The sequence below is a fragment of the Paenibacillus sepulcri genome (assembly GCF_042647105.1).
Lineage (GTDB): Bacteria > Bacillota > Bacilli > Paenibacillales > Paenibacillaceae > Paenibacillus_Z > Paenibacillus_Z sepulcri.
In genome coordinates this window covers 1,666,712-1,686,059 of sequence record NZ_JBHRUP010000001.1, presented here as the reverse complement: position 1 = coordinate 1,686,059, position 19,348 = coordinate 1,666,712, and the positions used below count along the sequence as shown (strand labels likewise).

At 56.0% G+C, this 19,348-nt stretch carries 12 protein-coding genes; 11 read left to right on the top strand and 1 reads right to left on the bottom strand.

The features are described 5' to 3' along the window. The gene (locus ACFOLF_RS07595) at positions 1 to 948 is read right to left on the bottom strand and encodes an NAD(P)-dependent oxidoreductase (protein WP_210037841.1); all 948 of its coding nucleotides are present in this window, start codon (positions 946 to 948) and stop codon (positions 1 to 3) included. A gap of 153 nt (positions 949 to 1,101) precedes the next feature. Here ACFOLF_RS07595 and ACFOLF_RS07590 point away from each other — a divergent pair, with 153 nt between their 5' ends. The 11 genes from ACFOLF_RS07590 (at position 1,102) to nfsA (ending at position 19,129) form a co-directional block, all read left to right on the top strand. Continuing rightward, on the top strand, positions 1,102 to 1,845 hold the full coding sequence (locus tag ACFOLF_RS07590; protein WP_210037840.1) for an MBL fold metallo-hydrolase: 744 nt from the start codon (positions 1,102 to 1,104) through the stop codon (positions 1,843 to 1,845). 73 nt (positions 1,846 to 1,918) lie between these two features. Next, positions 1,919 to 2,875 carry an NAD-dependent epimerase/dehydratase family protein gene (locus tag ACFOLF_RS07585; protein WP_210037839.1) on the top strand — a complete coding sequence of 319 codons (957 nt, stop codon included), beginning with the start codon at positions 1,919 to 1,921 and terminating at the stop codon, positions 2,873 to 2,875. 373 nt (positions 2,876 to 3,248) lie between these two features. After that, positions 3,249 to 6,326, top strand: a complete 3,078-nt coding sequence (locus ACFOLF_RS07580) for a hypothetical protein (protein WP_210037838.1) — start codon at positions 3,249 to 3,251, stop codon at positions 6,324 to 6,326. A gap of 50 nt (positions 6,327 to 6,376) precedes the next feature. Next, complete coding sequence (locus ACFOLF_RS07575) at positions 6,377 to 10,426, top strand: fibronectin type III domain-containing protein (RefSeq protein ID WP_210037837.1); 4,050 nt, start codon at positions 6,377 to 6,379, stop codon at positions 10,424 to 10,426. Positions 10,427 to 10,503: 77 nt separating this feature from the next. Continuing rightward, positions 10,504 to 12,579 (top strand): S-layer homology domain-containing protein, encoded by a 2,076-nt coding sequence (locus tag ACFOLF_RS07570; RefSeq protein WP_210037836.1) that lies wholly within the window; start codon positions 10,504 to 10,506, stop codon positions 12,577 to 12,579. A 411-nt stretch (positions 12,580 to 12,990) separates the two neighbouring features. Then, positions 12,991 to 13,611, top strand: a complete 621-nt coding sequence (locus ACFOLF_RS07565) for an extracellular solute-binding protein (protein WP_210037835.1) — start codon at positions 12,991 to 12,993, stop codon at positions 13,609 to 13,611. Between the two features lie 9 nt (positions 13,612 to 13,620). Beyond that, positions 13,621 to 14,397, top strand: coding sequence for an extracellular solute-binding protein (locus tag ACFOLF_RS07560; RefSeq protein WP_210038079.1), 777 nt, complete (start codon positions 13,621 to 13,623; stop codon positions 14,395 to 14,397). A 28-nt stretch (positions 14,398 to 14,425) separates the two neighbouring features. Further along, complete coding sequence (locus ACFOLF_RS07555) at positions 14,426 to 15,757, top strand: LLM class flavin-dependent oxidoreductase (RefSeq protein WP_210037834.1); 1,332 nt, start codon at positions 14,426 to 14,428, stop codon at positions 15,755 to 15,757. After that, positions 15,754 to 17,094: an LLM class flavin-dependent oxidoreductase gene (locus ACFOLF_RS07550; protein WP_210037833.1), complete on the top strand. Its 1,341-nt coding sequence runs from the start codon at positions 15,754 to 15,756 to the stop codon at positions 17,092 to 17,094. Before ACFOLF_RS07555 ends, ACFOLF_RS07550 begins: the two co-directional genes overlap by 4 nt. 309 nt (positions 17,095 to 17,403) lie before the next feature. Then, positions 17,404 to 18,093 (top strand): HAD family hydrolase, encoded by a 690-nt coding sequence (locus ACFOLF_RS07545; protein ID WP_210037832.1) that lies wholly within the window; start codon positions 17,404 to 17,406, stop codon positions 18,091 to 18,093. A 286-nt stretch (positions 18,094 to 18,379) separates the two neighbouring features. Beyond that, a complete protein-coding gene (nfsA, locus tag ACFOLF_RS07540) occupies positions 18,380 to 19,129 on the top strand; it encodes an oxygen-insensitive NADPH nitroreductase (protein ID WP_210037831.1) in 750 nt (249 codons plus the stop codon). The last annotated feature ends 219 nt before the right edge of the window (positions 19,130 to 19,348 follow it).

Genomic DNA, 19,348 nt, shown 5'->3' with positions numbered 1-19,348 from the left:
CTACACAGTCGGTTTCCGTAACAGTTCCGTCAAGCGCGAGAAATCGTCAGCTCCGTAGCCTGCATCGACGGCACGCAGCGCAACGGCCCTGGCAGCGCTCAGAACGCTGATATCCATCCCGTGATGCTGCGCCGCATGGATAATATGCTCCATACCTGCCGCGGCCGATGCGATGTTCGATTTGTCGCCCGGATAGTGTCCTTCTTCTACATGTTTTGCCGAGTAATTGATGATATCAGGCATAATGGCCATGATTCCCTGAGCATAAGCCGCAAATTCTCCAGGGGCAATGTTCTCGGCGCCGGCCAGGGTGAGCGCATGGGCATAGCCGGCCATGGTTGTCCAGAAGAAGTCGAGCAGGGCTACATCGTATGCCGCTGCCCGGCTCGGATCTGCGCCAAGATAAGAGGCCGTGCCGCCCAAGCTCGCCAGCAAGGGTTGATGGGTTTGATAGACGGACTCTGGTCCGCTGTACAGAATAACGGCAGCAGGCGTACCAATGGTCGGCGTTGGAGTCATGATCGCTCCGTCAAGATAGCTGATTTCATGCTCGGCAGCCCAGGCGGCCATTTGGCGTGATCGTTCAGGAGAATCGGCAGTAAGGTTTACCAGAGTCCGTCCCTTCAGGACATTTTCAGCGGGGCTGAGAATCGCGTGCACCGCGTTGTAGTCCAGCACACAGATGATGACAAGCGGGCTCGCAGCGATAGCGTTATGAACGGTATCTGCCAGCACAGCACCCTGCATAACAAGACGGTCTGCCTTCCCGGCTGTCCGGTTCCATATGGTCACAGGATGGCCGTCTTTTAGAAAGGCCTGGGTCAGAGCCTGCCCCATCGGACCCAAGCCGATAATCGTAACCCTTGTGCTTTCGGTGCCTGCGGTCGTTACCCTCACGGCTCCTTCACTCCAGCTGTTTCTTTCCCCGCTTTGTTCGGTTCTTTTCATTGGAAATGCCTCCTGTCAAAATAGGTTCGTTCAATGGATATTCTAAAGTTTGACACTAGTGTTAATGTCAAGACCTGTTTAAGAATACGAATTGTGGCTCTTCCATCCTCCGTTTATAATAAAGAAGCAAGCTACCCCCGAGGAGGAAAATCGATGAAAATTGCCGAAGGAATCGCTGCCCTGCCGATTGAGATGAATTTTATGGGAAACTCGAGCGTCATCTATCCAACGCTCTTATGGGACGAGGATAATATCGTCCTGGTCGACACGGGCACGCCCGGAATGCTCCCTGGCATCCGGACGGAGATCGGTCGGGCAGGTGTCGATTTCGACAAGCTGAACACGGTTATTTTGACTCATCAGGACATCGACCATATTGGCAGCATGCCCGAAATCGCGGCTGCCGCCAAACAGCCTCTGCTCGTGCTTGCCCATGAGGAGGACAGAAGCAGTATTGAAGGAGACCGTCCTTTCGTCAAATTCAATCGCGAACGATTCGGACCGCGCCTGGCAGCCGCTCCGGAAGCGGCACGCAAGCGGCTTGAGTATTTGCTCGACAATCCCCCTACATCCAAAATCAGCCGGATCGTCTCAGACGGCGAGCTGCTTCCGTATGCCGGAGGCGTAACGGTCATTTTCACGCCGGGGCACACGCCCGGTCATATATGCCTCTATCATCACGCCAGCCAAACACTGATCGCCGCCGACGAGCTCAACATTGCGGACGGCCGTCTGAGCGGCCCGAGTCCGGGCGCCACACCGGATATGGAAACTGCCCTCCGCTCGCTTGCCAAGCTGGCATCCTTCGAGATCCGCACGATTATCAGCTACCACGGAGGGGTTCTGAGCGACAATGCGGGCGGCCAATTAACCGATCTCATTGCTTCCCATGTCTGAACGGGCATTGCTAGTGAGCTGAATGAAAGCGCCAGCCACCAGAATCATATAATCCATAGTAAAGGAGTTCATTATGCGATACGTCATTATTGGAGGAAGCGGCCATGTCGGGACATACATGATCCCGCAATTGGTGCGTCTTGGCCATGAGGTTGTTCATATCAGCAGAGGGACAAGCGAGCCCTATCGTCCCGATAAGGCCTGGAAGGAAGTCCGGCATGTGTCCGCTGACCGGTCAGCGGAGGAGAAGGACGGGACATTCGGGCGAAAAATAGCCGGGCTTCAGCCCGATGTCGTCATTGACATGATTTGCTTCAAGCCGGAGAGCGCGCGGCAGCTCGTGGAGGCGCTGAAAGGGGAGATTCAGCACTATATCTCCTGCGGCACCATTTGGGTACACGGTCCGAGCGTATCGGTGCCGACTGCCGAGGAAGCGCCGAGAAGGCCGTTTGGCGAATACGGTATTCTGAAAGCAGAGATTGAGAGCTTCCTGCTGGAGCAGGCGAGAAGAGCAGGCTTCCCTGCTACAGTGCTCCATCCTGGGCATATCGTCGGACCAGGCTGGGCGCCGCTCAATCCGGCTGGTCATTTCAACCCGCAGGTGTTTTCCCGGCTCGCCCGGGGGGAGGAAGTCGTCATCCCAAACCTGGGCCTCGAAACGGTTCATCATGTTCATGCGGAGGATGTGTCACAAGCATTCATTAAAGCCTCCCAGTGCTGGAGCGCCGCGGTCGGCAACAGCTTCCATGTTGTGTCTCCGGCCGCATTGACCCTAAGAGGCTATGCGGAGACCGTCGCATCGTGGTTCGGCAGGGAAGCGAATCTGAAATTCGAGCCATTCGAGACACTGAGCGGCAAGCTCACCGAGCAGGAAGCGCGCAGCACCTGGGACCATATCGCCCACAGTCCGAACTGCAGCATCGACAAGGCGCGGAGCCTGATCGGCTATGCCCCGCGCTATACGTCTCTTGAGGCGGTCAAAGAATCGGTCGAATGGATGATTGAACGGCAATTAATCGAAGTCTCATAAAGACAGAAACCCTGAACAGGCAGAATTGATTATATGGCTAATAAGATTACCTGTGATTTGTTATAGAGCAGCAGAAAGAGCGTCATAAATGACGGGAATATTGACCGATTGAAGTCCGCTTAACAAGGCGGGCTTTTTGTTTTGCGGTTATATCTTCAGCATTGCCGGCGGAATGATCTTGCGTGAAAAAACGGGAGACAGAATTCGCACGGGGCCAATACCATTTTCGCTACCTGATGGATCTCATAATTGATTATGATGGTTTCGCTGATACGAAATGTATACCCCGCAAGCAAAATGTGAAGGGGGGATGCCCGGAACAGTTGAACCGGAAAGGAACCGCCCAAATTATAACAATGAAGGAGATGCGCATGTGAAAAGGAATAGAAGGACATCGCTCATCTTGACCCTGGTGCTGTCCATGCTGGCAACTTCGGGCATTTTCTCAGGGGGAACCCGCCAGGCTGAAGCCGCCGGATTTGCCGAACGGGTTGCCATTGAGGATGTCGGCATCGACGCGGAAGGCGTCATTCACGGCAAGCTGGTCAATAAAACGGCCGGACCGCTTCAAGGAACGTTGATTGCCGCACTCTATAATGAACAGAATACGATCGACAGCTCCGACATTCAGCAGATATCGTTCACCGCTGCTGGCGAAGCTTCTGCATTCAGTGCACAGTTCGATCAACCGATCGTTCCAAAAAAACATACAATCAAGCTGTTCGTATGGGACAGCCTGACAAGCAAGAAGCCGCTGTCCAACGTCATGGAGGTCAGTCCGTACGGACTGACGGAGACCACGGAAAGCAAAATCAATCCGTATGCGTTTTATGTCGGCCGGGTGGCACGGACGTATTCGGAGTCGGAAAACAAGGCGCTCACCGCCGACCTGGACACGTACATCGACACAACCAACAAGCGGATCAAAAGCGTTACGGATGAGCTGGATTGGGATTACGGGCAAGGCGTCATCCGCCTGAATACACCGAAAAGCCAGGGGGCTACGGGCATTCTGAATGCCGTAAGCAGCGTTGAGCTCGATAATGTCGTCATCGAGTCCGGCAATGCTTTTGGCACGGTCATGGTCATCTCGCTGGACGATCTGCCGATCGCCTCATCGAAGAAGCTGCTGATCCAGGCGGTGACGGAAGACAAATCGTACGGCTTCGAGTCGGAGACAGTGACGGAAGACGGCGTGGCGAAGCAGAAAATCGTTTCACTCGGCGAAGGGCCGATGAACGTCCGCGATATCGACGCTTCCGTACTGCTCAAAGGCATGACAGACATTAACAGGATTTACGCGCTGGACCCGAACGGCTATGTGAAGGAGGAGGTTCAGGGCACGGCTGCTGCAGGCGGATTTCAAATTCCGCTCAGGCCCGATGCACTGTATACTCTCGTCGAGCGCGAAGGGCTGACAGACCCCTACGTACCAGGCACACAGCCTGAGGAAGATCCCGTCTACGTATGGTGGGAGGGAGAGGATGCGGTGGAAACGAACTTCCCTGCAACCGCGGACTTCTCGGCGGATACGTTCCCGCAGACGCGTCATCTGCTGTCCGGCAGCGACTGGCTGGCGATCTCGAATGTAGCGGTAGACCCGGACAATCCGCCGTTTGCCAATTATGAAGTTGAAGTGCCCGAAGACGCGGCATATACGTTTTTTGTCCGCAAATTCTGGCTGCACGGTCCTTTCGACTACCGATGGGACGGCGGGGAATGGAAATCCATCGGCCGCGATATCACGCTTCTGGATTCTGTCAGTTTCCGGCAATTCACAGAGGCGAACTGGATATCCGCCGGCAGCGAAACATTGACGAAAGGCAAGCATTTGCTTGAAATCAAGCTCCAGCAGGAAGCGGAGAATTCCAACGCCGCGTTCGACAGCTTCATTCTATCCAAACAGCCGTTTATGCCAAGCGGCCTGCTGCGTCCAGGCGAGAAGCTGAACCGCGCGGAAGAAGGATTCTGGGCATTCGAGCCGGATATCGATCCGTTCAACGACAATGCTGCGCTTGATCTGCGTTACTTGAACGAAGATACGGCAGGCCAATCCGGTTATGTCCAGCGGCAAAAAGACAAGCTGCTGCTTGGCGACGGTCAGGAAGCCCGTTTCTGGGCCGTTAATGCGGGAGCGGAAACGATCAATCTGGAAAAAGGCGACGTTGATTATTTTGCCAAGCAGCTGGCGAAGCGCGGCGTCAATATGGTGCGGATACACGGCATGATATTTGATGAGAACGGCGAAATTACCGACAAAGCGCTTGACCGCTATCAATATTTTGTACACGCGATGAAGCAGGAAGGCATCTATGTCAACCTGAGCTATTACTTCGTGCTTTGGTGGGATATGACCAAAGCCGAGGCCTTTAAACAGCCTGGCGACGAGTTTTTCGATTGGAACAAGCAGCCGTTCGGTCTTCTGTTCTTTGATAAAACGCAGCAGGAGCTGTACAAAAAAGGAGTCCGGAAGCTTCTGCTGACGCCGAATCCCTATGAGAACGGGCTTCCGCTCGGCAAGGATCCGGCGGTTGCGATCATCGAGACCCAGAACGAGGACAGCTATTTCTTCTTTACCTTCTCGGACTGGAAGTTCCCCGACAATATCAGGCGCGAGCTGTCCAAAATGTTCGGCGGTTGGCTGAAGGACGAATATGGCAGCCTGGATGCCGCTTATGACGCCTGGGGACCGCTTAGCAAGGTCTGGAATGACGAGCCGGAGAATGGATTGATGGAGGTTGAAGGCGCTTCCAATCTTCCGTGGGCGACAGGCAACGGCGGAGACGATAAGCGCAGGCGGGACATTCTTCGTTTTCTCACCGAGGAACAGCGGCTGTTCTACGAGGATATGAACCGTTTCTACAAGGAAGATATCGGCACGCAAAGCATAATTACGGCCAGCAACTGGATCACGGCAGATCCGGCCAAGATGGAGGCTCTGGAACGTTATACGTATGCGGCCGCCGACATGGTCGACCGGCATGCCTATACCGAGCCAAGCCATACCGCGTTCAACAATGAAAACTGGACGCTTCACGCAGGCGATACTTATATTCCAACTCCTATTGTCCAGCATCCCGACATGAACCCTGTGAAGGTTGTCCATAACGATAACCAGCCGTCGATGATTTCGGAGATTACCTGGACGAATCCGACTCCTTACGGTGCGGAAGGACCATTCATGATATCCGCCTACTCCTCGCTGCAGGGAATCGATGTACTGGATATGTTTGCGACAGGCGGACCCTCGTGGCCGACGAAATGGCAAAAATGGCCGATCATGTCGCCGACGATGGCCGGCCAATTCCCGGGATTCTCGCTCATGTACCGCAGAGGAGACGTAACGGAAGCAAAGAACGTCGTATTGGAATCAAGCACGCTGGATTCCCTGCTCAATCTTCAAGGCTCGAAAATTTATGAAAGTCTGAACATCGACGATATCCGCGGATAAGACCCGAACAGACAAACCCACCATTTCAATAAAAGAAGGGATATGTGGCGATGAAGCGATCGTTTCGAATCGCACTGGTTTATGTGACGTTAGTTGCTCTGATGTTCTCGATGTTCGGCGGAGCCGTGACTGCCGATGGGGGGACCGCAACCGGAGCGCCGGTCCCGGGTGACGCCGTCTCTGGGATACCATCCGAGGACGAAGATGCGCCGGACACCGAAGCGCCGGCAGCGCCTGCAGGTCTGCATGTGGCGGGGACGACAAGCACGAGCGTCAGCTTGTCCTGGAACGCTCCGGACCCCAATTCGGGCACGGTCACGTATGCGGTTTATAATGGCGGCGCCTCCGCGGGGACGACGGACCATACCCAATTTGTTGTGACGGGCTTGCTGCCGTCCACGTCCTATGTCTTCAGCGTCGCTGCACTCGATGCCGCAGGCCGTACCTCGCCGGCAAGCGGGGCGGTTGAAGCCGTAACGGAGGCGGATGGCTCTGCTGACAGCACCGGGGTGAAAGTCGTAACTCCGGCAGCAGCAGATACGGGGCCAGGTATCATTCTTGCGCGGGATTCCTTTGAATCCGCGGTAGGCGTGCTGCATGGAGCAGGCGGCGGCAAAGGCTGGTCGAAGGGCTGGGAGGTGCAAAACGGCAATGCCGATGAGCCGGGGTACAATGTGCGCGGCGATAACCCGCTGGTGTATGACGGCTTGTATCAAACCGGCAGCTATGCAATCGGCGGCAAAGCGTACCTGACTGCGGTCCGGGGGCTGAGCCTCAGTGCCGACGGACCGTTCGCAGCTTATCTGGAGAACGGCAAAATCGGAAAGCCTGGCACGGCGCTGTGGATTAGCGCTCTGATGCGCAAGGACAACATGACAGACAGCTCGCTCGCAATAGGTACGGATTGGCCGTCGACGAAGCTCGAAACGGGTTTCTTCGGAAGCGAATCCACGGACAATAATATTCGTTATTGGTCCTTGAAGGTGAACGGAACCGTTTACCGCTCCGCTGTGCCTTTGGAAGTCGGGAAAGCGGCTTTGCTTGTCATGAAGCTCGAACTCGGCGCCGAGAACCGGATCAGCTTATATGTCAATCCGGCAGAGCCGGGCGGGGATGCGCCAGCTGCCCCGGACGTTCAGGCTGCGACGGACGCAAATCTTGGATTTGGCATGATTTCAACGACGAGCGCAAGCGGAGGAACGGAGGATTATTCGATCGACGAAATCCGGATCGGCACAACGTTCGGTGCCGTAACGCCCGCTTTCTTCGACAATGAGGCCCCGTCGGCTCCGGCAGGCGTAGAGGTCGTGAAGAAAACCGATTCCGCCGTGACATTGGGCTGGGAGCCCGCGGCCGACAATGTCGGCGTCGTCGGCTATGACGTGTTTCAGGGCGGGACGCCTGCAGGAACGACCTCCGGCACGACTTTCACCGTGAAGGGCCTTACGCGGGGGACCGGATACACCTTCACCGTCAAAGCCAGGGATGCGGAAGGGAATATTTCTCCGGCGAGCGAGCCTGTCGAGGTAACGACAGATGCGCAGCCGGCCGACAACTCGCTCTACAATTTTGAAAATGAAGATCTGCAGGGAATGAGGCTGCTCGACGGACAAAATGCGGCGATCGCTCTCGATGGCACGCACACATTTGCCGGCGAAGGGGCTGCCAAGATCACATTGTCCGGCGGGGGAACAGCACAGACAATCGGCTGGGATGTTCCGGACCCCAGAATCAAGCCCGGGAAGACCGTTTCCTTCCGCTTCTATGTTCCATCCGGACAGGATGACATTGTCATTCAGCCGATGGTGTTCGGAGCAGGCTGGGCTTATAACGGCGGCTTCTACGAAACAAAAAATCTGGAGAAAGACAAATGGATTACGCTTGACGTAAAATTCGAGACCGGCGATGTTCCGAGCCCCCGGGTAGGGATCGCTTTTACCGCCAATGCTCCCGCCGTCGTCTGGATGGACAGCATAACCTTCAATGGTTACGGCGAAGCCGACACGGAAGCTCCCACTGTACCTGGCAATCTGCGAGCCACTTCCGCAACAGACAATGTGGTGTCGCTCGCTTGGACCGCATCTACGGATAACGAAGATACGACGGTCGGGTACGTCATTTACAAGGGTGATGAGGCAGCAGGAACGACAACCGGCGCAGCCTCATTCACAGTTGCAGGTCTTGACGCATCAACGCCTTATACGTTCACTGTGCGGGCGAAGGATACAGCCGGCAACCTTTCGGAGCCATCGAATGGGGTGCTGATCACGACGGATGCGGCCCACATGAAGCTGTCGGGCACCCCTTACGGATCTGCCTCGCGCGGCGACAGCGGGACCGTTTCGTTCGACAAGGCGTTTGACGGCAGCGCGGACAGCTATTTTGATGCAGCGGCTGCAAATGGAAGCTATGCCGGCCTTGATCTCGGAGAAGGGACCGCCAAGCGCGTAACAAAGCTGAAATTCCATCCGAGAAAGGACTATCCGGACCGGATGACAGGGGGCAAATTTCAAGGCTCGCTGACCCGGGACGGCGGATATACGACCATCCTCACGATCCGGGGCGTTCCGGAGGATGGCTGGAACGAAGTCGAAATCAGTGATCCGCACGGGTTCCGGTTCCTGCGCTACCTTGGACCGGACGGCAGCTCCGCCAATGTCGCCGAGCTGGAATTTTACGGCATCGAAGGCGATATCGCGGCTCCTTCGGCACCGGCATCGCTGCAGGTTGCAGGGGTAACCGAGACAACGGTCAGTTTGTCCTGGTCGCCTTCGACCGATAACGATACGGTTACCGGCTATACCGTCTACGCGGACGGAAAAGCGGCGGGCACAACGGCGGATACTTCCTTCACCGTCCGCGGCCTGGAACCGGACCGGTCTTATGTCTTTACGGTTACGGCCAAGGACAGCGTAAACAATATTTCGGCTCCGAGCGGTCCTGTCGAAGCCATGACGCCGCCGGCAGCGGTTGTGCTGGAAACTACGGTTAACAATACGAACGGCAAAGTTGTAGTCCGGGGCGAAGTCTCCTCGGGAGCGAATCAGGAAGTGACCGTGGACGTGAAGGATTCCGAAGGCCGCCTTGTATTCGCCGACCAGGTGACAAGCGGCTTCGGGGGCACATTCCTGCTGACCTTCACAATTGATGGAGACGGAACGTATACGGTAACGGCAGGCGGGCTCGGGGTAGCCGAACCTTATGCTTCCGTCATTATCATCGGAGAACCGGGTGAAGACACCGCGCCGCCTGCGGCGCCTGCCGGACTTGCCGCCGTATCGGCAACCGCCCGGAGCATCGCGCTTGAATGGCAGGCTGCAGCCGATAACACAGGCGTGACAGGCTATGTGATCTACCAGAACGGCGAGCAGGCCGGCATAACAGCCGATACACATGCGGCAGTCACCGGACTTGAGCCGGCTACAACCTACACCTTCACCGTAAAAGCGAAGGATGCGGCAGGCAATCTGTCCGCAGCGTCGAATGCCCTGCAGGCGACAACTGAGCCTGCGCCTGCGCAAGGTCTTGTGATGGAAGTGACCCCATCCAAAGATATTGTGGAGCATGGTGAAGGATTTGATCTGGTTATCTCCGCGATGGAGGTATCCGGGCTGTACGGATATGACTTGTCCGTAACGTTCGATCCTGAGGCGTATGAAATTGTGTCGATCGCGCCGACAGCTGAATTCAAAGGGAACTCCACGCCTTATTTCAACCAGACGGTAAGCGGCGGCAGGATCCGCATCGTGTCCACGCTGCTTGGCGAGCCGGAAGGCAGAACCGGCGATGTTCCGCTGGTTGCCATCACGTTCAAAGCGAAGGATGTCCATGCGAAGAATGCCTTCACGCTGAAGAAGGGCTCGACAATTGCCGATGAGAATGATCAATTGTTCGCGCTGGGTGAAGACGTTGCGTCCTACAATGTCATTGTCTCCGCCGATGTCATCGGCAATGACGGCGTGCAGATCAACGATTTGACCATCGTAGCCAAAGCATTCGGAGATCCTGCGAAATATGATCCAAAATACGATATGAATCTGGACGGACTGATCGATATTTACGATATAGCCTACGTGGCTGACAAGTTACTCGCAAGATAGCTGGAGAACACGGGGATCGCGAGCCGATCCCCATTCCTTGCAGGATCCGGGCAGCGAACCATCCTTGGAAGAAAGTGGTGAATTCATTGAGGAAGCTGATGAAGACAGCGGCGATTGCCGCGCTGCTCCTGTCCTTTCTGCCGCAAGCACGGCTTCATGCCGCGGAGGCCGTCAAGACGGAAATTGCGATGACCGTGGACAAGACCTCGGTTCAATCGGGCGATACGTTTATCGTCACCGTCTACGCCGGGCAGGCGGTCAATCTGTTTGGTTTGCAGTATACCGTTGAATATAACGCCGATCTGGCGGAGATGAGCATGGATGACATTCGCTATTACGGCGCTTTTACCTATATGCAAAACGATTACGCCGAGCCTTCCGGCCGCAAATCGTTCCCGCTGATTAACGAGGAGCCGGCTGATGGCCTGGTTGCCTATCAGCCGATTGCCGACATTCCGTTCAAGGCCCTCGGTGAAGGGGACGTCGTGCTCAAGCTGAGCGGGATTAAAGCGGTCAACCGGCATTCGCCGCCGCAGGAAATTCAGGGCCATACGACAACGCAGCCGGTAACCGTTTCAATCGAAGCGGCGGACAGTCCAGTGGACAGCATTCCCCCTTCGGCGCCGGAAATCAGATTAGCCGCAAAAACGTCTTCAACCGTCCAGTTGGAATGGGAGCCTGCCGCCGATAACGTCGGCGTTGCCGGCTATCTGGTTTTCCAGGACGGCCTGCTCTACAGAACGCTTCCGGGGACCGCAGCCGCAGCGGAGATTACGGAATTGTCCCCATCGACAGCGTATTCGTTTACCGTCAAGGCCAAGGATGCCGCAGGCAACGAGTCTGCCCCCAGCAATGAGCTTCGGGTGATCCTGGATCCGCCAAACGGCAGCGGCGGAGATGGCAATAGCGGTGAAGGCGACGGAAACGGAACTGGTGAAGAAAATGGAAATGGTACTGAGACGGTACCTGGTTTAGCCAACGGGGAAAATTCAAATGCCGCTGCCGCTGATCAACGATTCCAAATTGTCGATGAAACGGATCTGCAAATTGCCCTGGATGACAAAGTTACTTTGCGCCCCGGCAGCGGAATAATTGGACTGACGCTTCCTGCCGATTCGGGACTGCTCCTTGGGCAGAACAGTCTGGAGATCCTGTTCGAAGGAATAACCCTCATTATCCCGCCTGAGGTATTCACGGAATTAATCAATGCCGCTCCAAAATCCTTCGTGACTCCGGCTGCTCGCATCTCCCTTCAGGTGCAGGAGGCCGATCGCGAATTGCCGGGCATTACCGTATCCAGCCCGGGAGCCGGTTACCGTGCTGCCGGACATCTGTACCGGCTGGAGCTCGCCCTGCTGCCTGAAACCGGTGAACCATTCATGCTTGAGCAGTTTCCCAAGCCGGTTCAGGCCTCGTTCCATTATGAAGCCGGACGGATGGACAGGGAATACACCGGGGTTTACCGTTTGAACGAAGAGACGGGCAAATGGGAATATGCCGGAGGGCGGGTTAACGATGTCAATGATACTGTGACTGTGCAGCTGCAGCATTTCAGCGTTTATGGAGCGATGGAGTACCGGCCATCGTTCATAGATGTGCCGGCTGGAGTCTGGTTCGCCAAGCCTGTTGGCGTGCTCGCCTCCAAGCAAATTGTACAGGGTGTGGACGGGGATCATTTTCAGCCGGGCCGTCAGGTCACCAGAGCCGAGTTCGTCAGGATGATCGCCGGAGCCGTTCCTTTGACTTCCCTGCACAGCGCGAACGCAGCGATGGACCTGCCTTTCACCGATATTCCCGCTTCCGCCTGGTATAGAGACGCTGCTGCGGCGGCCTATGCGGCGAGGATCATCACCGGCAGCGATAAGGGACGTTTTGAGCCGGACCGGGCGATCACCCGCGAAGAGATGACGGCGATTCTCGTACGGACATCGATTTTTACATCCGGGGCAGCCTGGCAGCCGGAGAGTACATGGACAGCGGCATTCAGGGACTTCGGTGCGGTCTCCGCCTGGGCCAAACCGTATATTGCCTTCGCAGCGGATCAAGGATTAATAAAAGGAGGGACAGACGGCGCATTTTCGCCAAAAGCACTGACAACCCGCGCCGAAGCAGCCGCAGCCGTTTACAATTTTGTGCTGCAGGAAGAAGATTAAGCTCGGTCTTTAGGAAGTGTCGGCAGCCGAAGCAAAGCATAATCCAAACATTGACAATGGAAACTTGGATAATTATGGGTTGACATCTTGAAGCAATGATGTTAAATTCACTAATACCAGTTGGAATAGTTGGATTAAAATATCCACCGGAAAGCCGGAGATTGCCCCCAGGGCGTCTCCGGTTTTTTTGACTTTATAGCATTTATAAGCTTCACATTATAAATGTCTATAAGGATGGAGGGAAGAAGCTTGCTATGCCGCCAAAGGATGGCGAGGGCTGTTTCTTCCAAGTTGTAACTTATGACATGGGAAAGGAGAGATCAAGGCAGAGGTCAGCCCACCAGGGCGCCCAGACCATGCAGGCAGGCTGCGCGGAATTTTAAATTTAAAAACGACAAGGCGGAGATGGATATGAAAAAGATCCTTACGGGCGTCCAGGTTCTTATAATCCTCATTCTGCTGGCGGCCTGCTCGTCAGGCAATCAACCGGCAGGCGGCGGGGGCAATATTGCGGATTCAAACAAGACGGACGCAGATGAAACGGTCACTGCCGGATCAGGCGCGAAGGCAGAGCCGGCAGGAGATTTTAAGAAGCTGGGCGATGAGCCGCTTACGCTGAGCTTCGTCAGTCTGGGGGCGACATTCACGGACGTCGAATTCCAGATCATGATTGCCGATCCGATCAGGAAAAAATATCCGAATGTGACGATCGAGCGGATCAAGCCTGTGGAAGGAAGCGCCATAGAAGAGGTATTGTCCACGTACACGCCGGACATCCTCTTCAGCAGCGTGTCGCAGCGGATTGTCCGGACCGGCGCATTCGAGGATTTGCGGGAGCTGATCAAACGGCATCATTTTGATGAAAGCCGGTTGAAGCCGGTCGCGTACAACTACATCAAGGAAGTGACCAGAGGGAAGGGCGAAGAAATATTCGCATTGCCCTTCAACGTCAACCAGCATGTGCTGTATTACAACAAAGACATTTTTGACCATTTTGGAGAGCCTTACCCGACGGAGAAGCAGTTGACCTGAGACGAGGCGCTGGAGATCGGAGCGCGTCTGACGAGGACCGATAATGGCAAGCATTATATCGGTCTGACGGGCGACAACCTGACGGGCCTCGCCAAATCGCTGGCTCTGCCGTATTTGGACCGGGAAACCGGCAATGCCGCGCTGGACACGCCGGAATGGCGCCGCATTTTCGAGCTGCAGAAGAAGATCTATGAAATACCGGGCTATATTGCGCAGGATAAAGTATGGGCCTGGACCCGCGATCATTTCATGAAGGACCAGACCATTGCGATGAGGGCGGCCTGGCTCGCCAATATGGTAGGTCCGCTGGAAGAACTGCGCCAGCAGGGGGTGGATTTCAACTGGGATATCGTACCGGTGCCGAACTTCGACGACCAGCTGGGCAAGACGCGCGAGGCGCAGATTCATTCCGTCTCCATCAACAGCCAGAGCAAGCACAAGGATGAGGCGTTCCAGGTGCTGGAGGAGCTGTTGTCCGACGAAGGGCAGCGTATTATTGCCCGCAACGGCCGTGTACCGGCGATCGTAAATCCCGGGCTGGAGAAGGAATATGGGCTCGATATCCCCGTTCTAGAAGGCAAGTCGGTACAGAACGTGTTCATCGGACAGCCGCTGCAGGAGCATTACGCGCATCCTTACGAATCTGAAATCAGCGTCAGGCTGACGGAAGCGGCAGAGGATCTTGCAATCAACGGGCTGGACGTCAACTCGGCGATCCGCAAGGCGGAGGAAGCCATCAATAAGGATGTCGGGACGCTGCGGACAACATTGGGAGACTTGAAATAATAAATTGGAGGAAAGGCGGCGGGGTCCGATGAGTGAAGCGGGACGCAAGCTGAATTTGAACGCATTTTTGTATAATACCGGACATCACGAGGCTTCCTGGCGGCTGCCGGAGGCGCAGCCGGAGAAGAACCTGGATATCAGGCATTTTCGTAAAATCGCCGAAACGGCCGAGCGCGGGCTGCTGGATTCGTTGTTTCTTGCGGACGGCTATGCGGGGCGAATGAACAAGCTGGAGCCGTTCACCATGCTCTCGGCGCTTGCGGCGGCCACCAAGCATATCGGGCTGATTGCCACAGTAGGCACCACATATAACGAACCGTTCCATGTGGCGAGGAAGTTTGCTTCTCTGGACCATATAAGTAAAGGGCGCGCGGGCTGGAATATTGTGACGGGGGCAGGTCCTGCGGCCCTTAACTTCAGCCGCGACGAGCATCCGGAGCATTCGGAACGCTACGCCAACGCCGAGGAATTCGTCGAGATCGTCAAGCAGCTGTGGGACAGCTGGGAGGACGACGCATTCGTGAACGACAAGGCGGCGGGAATCCACATCGACCCGTCAAAGGTACATGATATCAACTACACCGGGCAGCGCCATTCCGTAAAAGGCCCGCTCAACATTGCCCGTCCCCCGCAGGGTTATCCCGTGCTCGTGCAGGCCGGCTCCTCGGATACGGGGCGCGAGTTCGCGGCAAGGTATGCGGAGGTGATTTTCACCGCTCATCAGGCGCTCGGAGAAGCGCAATCCTTTTATTCGGATTTGAAGACGAGGCTGCTGAAGTACGGCCGGAGCCCGGAACAGCTGAAAATACTGCCGGGCATCAGTCCGATTCTGGCCGATAACGAAGCGGAGGCCCGCGACATCGAGAATGAGCTGTTCGAGCTGATCGACAAGAAAAATGCGATCCAGCGGTTGTCCGAGCGGTTCGGCATCGACTTAACCCATCACCCGCTGGATCAGCCGCTGGATATTCACGAGGCCCGCACAACAGACGAGGTCAATGGCAACAAAAGCCGTCATCAGCTGGTGCTTGATCTTGTTTCCCGCGAGAACTTGACGCTGCGCCAGCTCATCAACCGGCTGGCCGGGGCGCGGGGCCACTTCACGTTCACCGGTACGCCGCTGCAGCTTGCCGATGTAATCGAGCATTGGTTCAAGAACGGCGCAGCCGACGGCTTCAACGTAATGCCGCAGGTGTACCCGAGCGGTCTGGAGCGTTTTGTCGACAAGGTCGTGCCGGAGCTGCAGAACCGGGGGTTGTTCCGCACCGCTTATGAAGGCGCGACGCTGCGGGAGAATCTCGGTCTTGCCTATCCGGCGAACACCCGCCATCAATCGGGAAAAGGGGTGCAGGCAATATGAGCGGCAAGCCGCAGCGGAACGTGCATCTGAATGTTTTTTTGCGGGCGACCGGTCATCATGCGGGAGCCTGGCGCCATCCGGATTCACATCCGGAGCTGGAGCACGATATCGAGTATTTGGCCCATCTGACACGGATTGCCGAGCGCGGCAAGCTGGATTCCGTCTTTCTGGCAGACGGCTATGCCGGCCGGGGGAGCAAGCTGGAGCCTTTTACGCAGCTGTCGGCGCTGGCAGCCCTCACCGATCATATCGGGTTTATCGCGACGGTAGGGACCGTCTACAATGAACCGTTCCATGTGGCGCGCCAGTTTGCTTCGCTTGACCATATCAGCGGCGGCCGGGCCGGGTGGAACATCGTGACAGGAGCGGGCTCGGCCGCCCATAATTTCAGCCGGGATGAGCATCCCGAGCATGCGCAGCGGTATGAATCGGGCGAGGAATTCGTGGAGGTCGTCAAGCAGCTGTGGGACAGCTGGGAGGACGACGCACTGGTCTTCGACAAGGCGCGCGGCGTCCAAATCGCGCCGGACCGCGTCCATGAAATCAATTTCAAGGGCCATACCTACTCCGTGAAGGGACCGATCAATATCCCGAGGCCACCGCAAGGATATCCGGTGCTGGTGCAGGCGGGTTCGTCCGAGGCTGGAAGGGAGCTTGCGGCGAAGACGGCGGAGGTCATCTTCACAGCCCAGCAAACATTCGGAGCAGGTCAGGAATTTTATGCGGACGTCAAAGGCAGGCTGGCGAAGTATGGCCGTACGGCGGATCAGCTCGTCATTCTGCCGGGCTTCGCGCCAATCGTTGCCGATACGGAGGCGGAGGCGCGGGATATTGAGCAGGAGCTGCACAGCTATGTGGATACGAAGCGCGCGTTGAACGAATTGTCGGAACGGTTCGAGGTCAACCTGAACGATTACGATCTGGATGATCCGGTGCCGGTGGATAGGGCAAAGGCAGCGGAGGCGTTCAACGGAATACGGAGCCGGCAGGAGGTGGTCATTGACGCGGCGCGGAGGGAAAATTTCACCATCCGGCAGCTGCTGCACCGCAGCAATGGCGGGCACGGGCACATCACGTTCACGGGCTCGGTGCTGCAGGCGGCCGATTTCATCGAGCAGTGGTTCCGGAACTATGCGGCGGACGGCTTCAATGTGCTGCCGCAGCTGTTCCCGACCGGTCTTGAGACCTTCGTCGACAAGGTCGTGCCGGAGCTGCAGAACCGGGGCTTGTTCCGCACGGAATATGAGGGGACAACGCTGCGGGAAAATCTTGGACTGGCTCGTCCGGCCAACACGCGGCATCATTCGTCTGCGGCGGCGGATAGGCCCGCCGGTTAATACTCCTTGGATGCTGCGTGTGATGGTGGATTGCGCGTTTCACCTGATTGAGGAGCGATAGGCAGGATCAGTATAAATGCGGCGGCAGTCCGGGACATTATTCTCATGTTTCTGACTGCCGCTGCGCATAGTTGGGGATGCTTGCCGGCTATTTCTTTTTGGACGCGGTTTGAAATTACATATACTCCGAGTATAATACTAGACGATATACATCTTTCATCATTTTATTGAAATGTAATGACGGTCGGCCTCTTGAAGGAACCAGGACAGCCCGGCAGCGGCAGGCGTGATCGGAAAGGAATGGGTTTAATGACGGACATACAGCCCTGGCTGAGGGGAATTGAGTGGATATTCTTCGATCTTGGAGAAACGCTGATCGACGAATCGCAAGCTATTAATGAAAGCATACGGCAGTTCATATCCGCAGCAGGCGAATTGGATTTCGATTTTTCTGCGGAACAGGTAAGGCTGGCGATCCGAGAGGCTTACCGGCAGTTCGCAGACTTTCCCATGCGCAGTGTAATGGAGCAGTGGGTGCCAATCGCCGAGCAGCGCACGCAGATCCGCCAGGGCATGAAATACCGCAAGGATCTGGAACGCCCTTTTGCGGCAGCGATTCCGCTGCTGGAGGAGCTCTCCAGCCGCTATCGGCTCGGCATTATCGCCAATCAGGGCCCCGGCACGCAGGAGAGGATCGGAAAATACGGCTTCTCGCCGTACTTTGACGTATGCTGCGCATCGGCCGAGGCGGGACTGGCGAAGCCGGACGAACGTTTTTTTCTTCTTGCGCTGGAGCAGGCAGGCTGCCAGCCGGAGCAAGCGGTCATGATCGGCGACCGCATCGACAACGATGTGATTCCGGCCAAACGGCTGGGTATGAAAGCGATTCTGGTTCGACAAGGCGACGCCTGCGAACAGCCTCTGCCTGAAGGCGCTGATAGGCCTGATGCGGTTGTGGACCGGATTGACGAGCTGCTGCCGCTGCTGCTCGGCAATTGAAATGCTTTTGGCCATGGTCATGAGGCAGCTAAGCGGGCTATTGGCAGCCTAAGAAGCATGCCTCTTTTTTCGTGGTGCGCCTTCATGGTGGCATGACGGCGGCCGGTCAGAATGATCGGTGCATGGAAGCTTTGGGATCTTGACGGGTTGCGGAAATGATGATAGCATAAAACCGATTATACCTGTTGGAATAATTGCATAGTTGACCAGACTGCTGGAGACACAAGAGACGCTTGTGCTCTTTTTTTGCGTTTGGCGTTATTCATTTTGTAGGGGAGGAATTTTTTTGAACGACATTATTAAGCAGCTGCAGGCACATCGCTCCATCCGCAAGTTCAAGCCGGATCCGGTGACAGAGGAACAGCTGGCTCTGATTCTCGCTTCCGCCCAGGCGGTATCCACCTCATCCAATATACAGGCTTACAGCGTCGTCGGCGTGCGCCGGGAGGACACAAAGCGGCAGTTCGCCGAGCTGGCCGGAGGCCAGAAGCATATCGAGGAGGCGCCGTTGTTCCTTGTCTGGTGTGCGGACTTGAACCGGATTCAGACGGCTGTCCGGCTGCACGAAGGCACGGAGGATTTTGTACCCGAGCAGAATGTGGAGACGTTCCTGCTAGCGACAATCGATGCTACGCTTGCTGCGCAGAACGCAACCGTGGCGGCAGAGTCGCTGGGACTTGGCATGGTGTACATCGGCGGTATCCGCAATAATCCGAAACGCGCGGCAGAGCTGCTGAAGCTCCCGAAGCTGGTCTATCCGGTATTCGGCATGTGTGTGGGCGTGCCCGATCAGGAGCCCGATACCCGGCCGAGGCTGCCGAAAGCCGCCATTTACCATGAGGAAGTATATGATGATGCGGCGTTCTCGGACAGCATTCGAATCTACGATGAGACAACCGAGAAGTATTACGCCTCCCGTGCCGGGGGGAGCAAGGCTACGTATTGGTCCAAGGAGATGTCGTCGCGTTTCCGCAAAGAACGGCTGCGGCAGCATCTGCACGGCTTTATTGAAGGCCAGGGGTTCCGCTTCAAATAAGTGAAGTAAACGAGGCCCGACGTTTAATCTGTGGTAGATATTTATCGCCCATCTGGAAAAGTTGGTGTCGAACCTGCTGATCAGCATTTCGATCGGGCATCATTGTCTTTTTCTATGTGATCGCATAATGTTATTGCTCTATGTCAATCCAATCCCGCTTAGAGGCCTAATGTTTACCTCACCTCAATCTTGCGTTCGAACAGCCGTTTTGAAAAAGCA

Bases quoted from the DNA above. Each gene is read 5' to 3' on its own strand.
- ACFOLF_RS07585 (WP_210037839.1), top strand. From the start codon at position 1,919: ATGCGATACGTCATTATTGGAGGAAGCGGCCATGTCGGGACATACATG.
- ACFOLF_RS07575 (WP_210037837.1), top strand. From the start codon at position 6,377: ATGAAGCGATCGTTTCGAATCGCACTGGTTTATGTGACGTTAGTTGCT.
- ACFOLF_RS07590 (WP_210037840.1), top strand. From the start codon at position 1,102: ATGAAAATTGCCGAAGGAATCGCTGCCCTGCCGATTGAGATGAATTTT.
- ACFOLF_RS07550 (WP_210037833.1), top strand. From the start codon at position 15,754: ATGAGCGGCAAGCCGCAGCGGAACGTGCATCTGAATGTTTTTTTGCGG.
- ACFOLF_RS07565 (WP_210037835.1), top strand. From the start codon at position 12,991: ATGAAAAAGATCCTTACGGGCGTCCAGGTTCTTATAATCCTCATTCTG.
- ACFOLF_RS07555 (WP_210037834.1), top strand. From the start codon at position 14,426: ATGAGTGAAGCGGGACGCAAGCTGAATTTGAACGCATTTTTGTATAAT.
- ACFOLF_RS07545 (WP_210037832.1), top strand. From the start codon at position 17,404: ATGACGGACATACAGCCCTGGCTGAGGGGAATTGAGTGGATATTCTTC.
- ACFOLF_RS07595 (WP_210037841.1), bottom strand. From the start codon at position 948: ATGAAAAGAACCGAACAAAGCGGGGAAAGAAACAGCTGGAGTGAAGGA.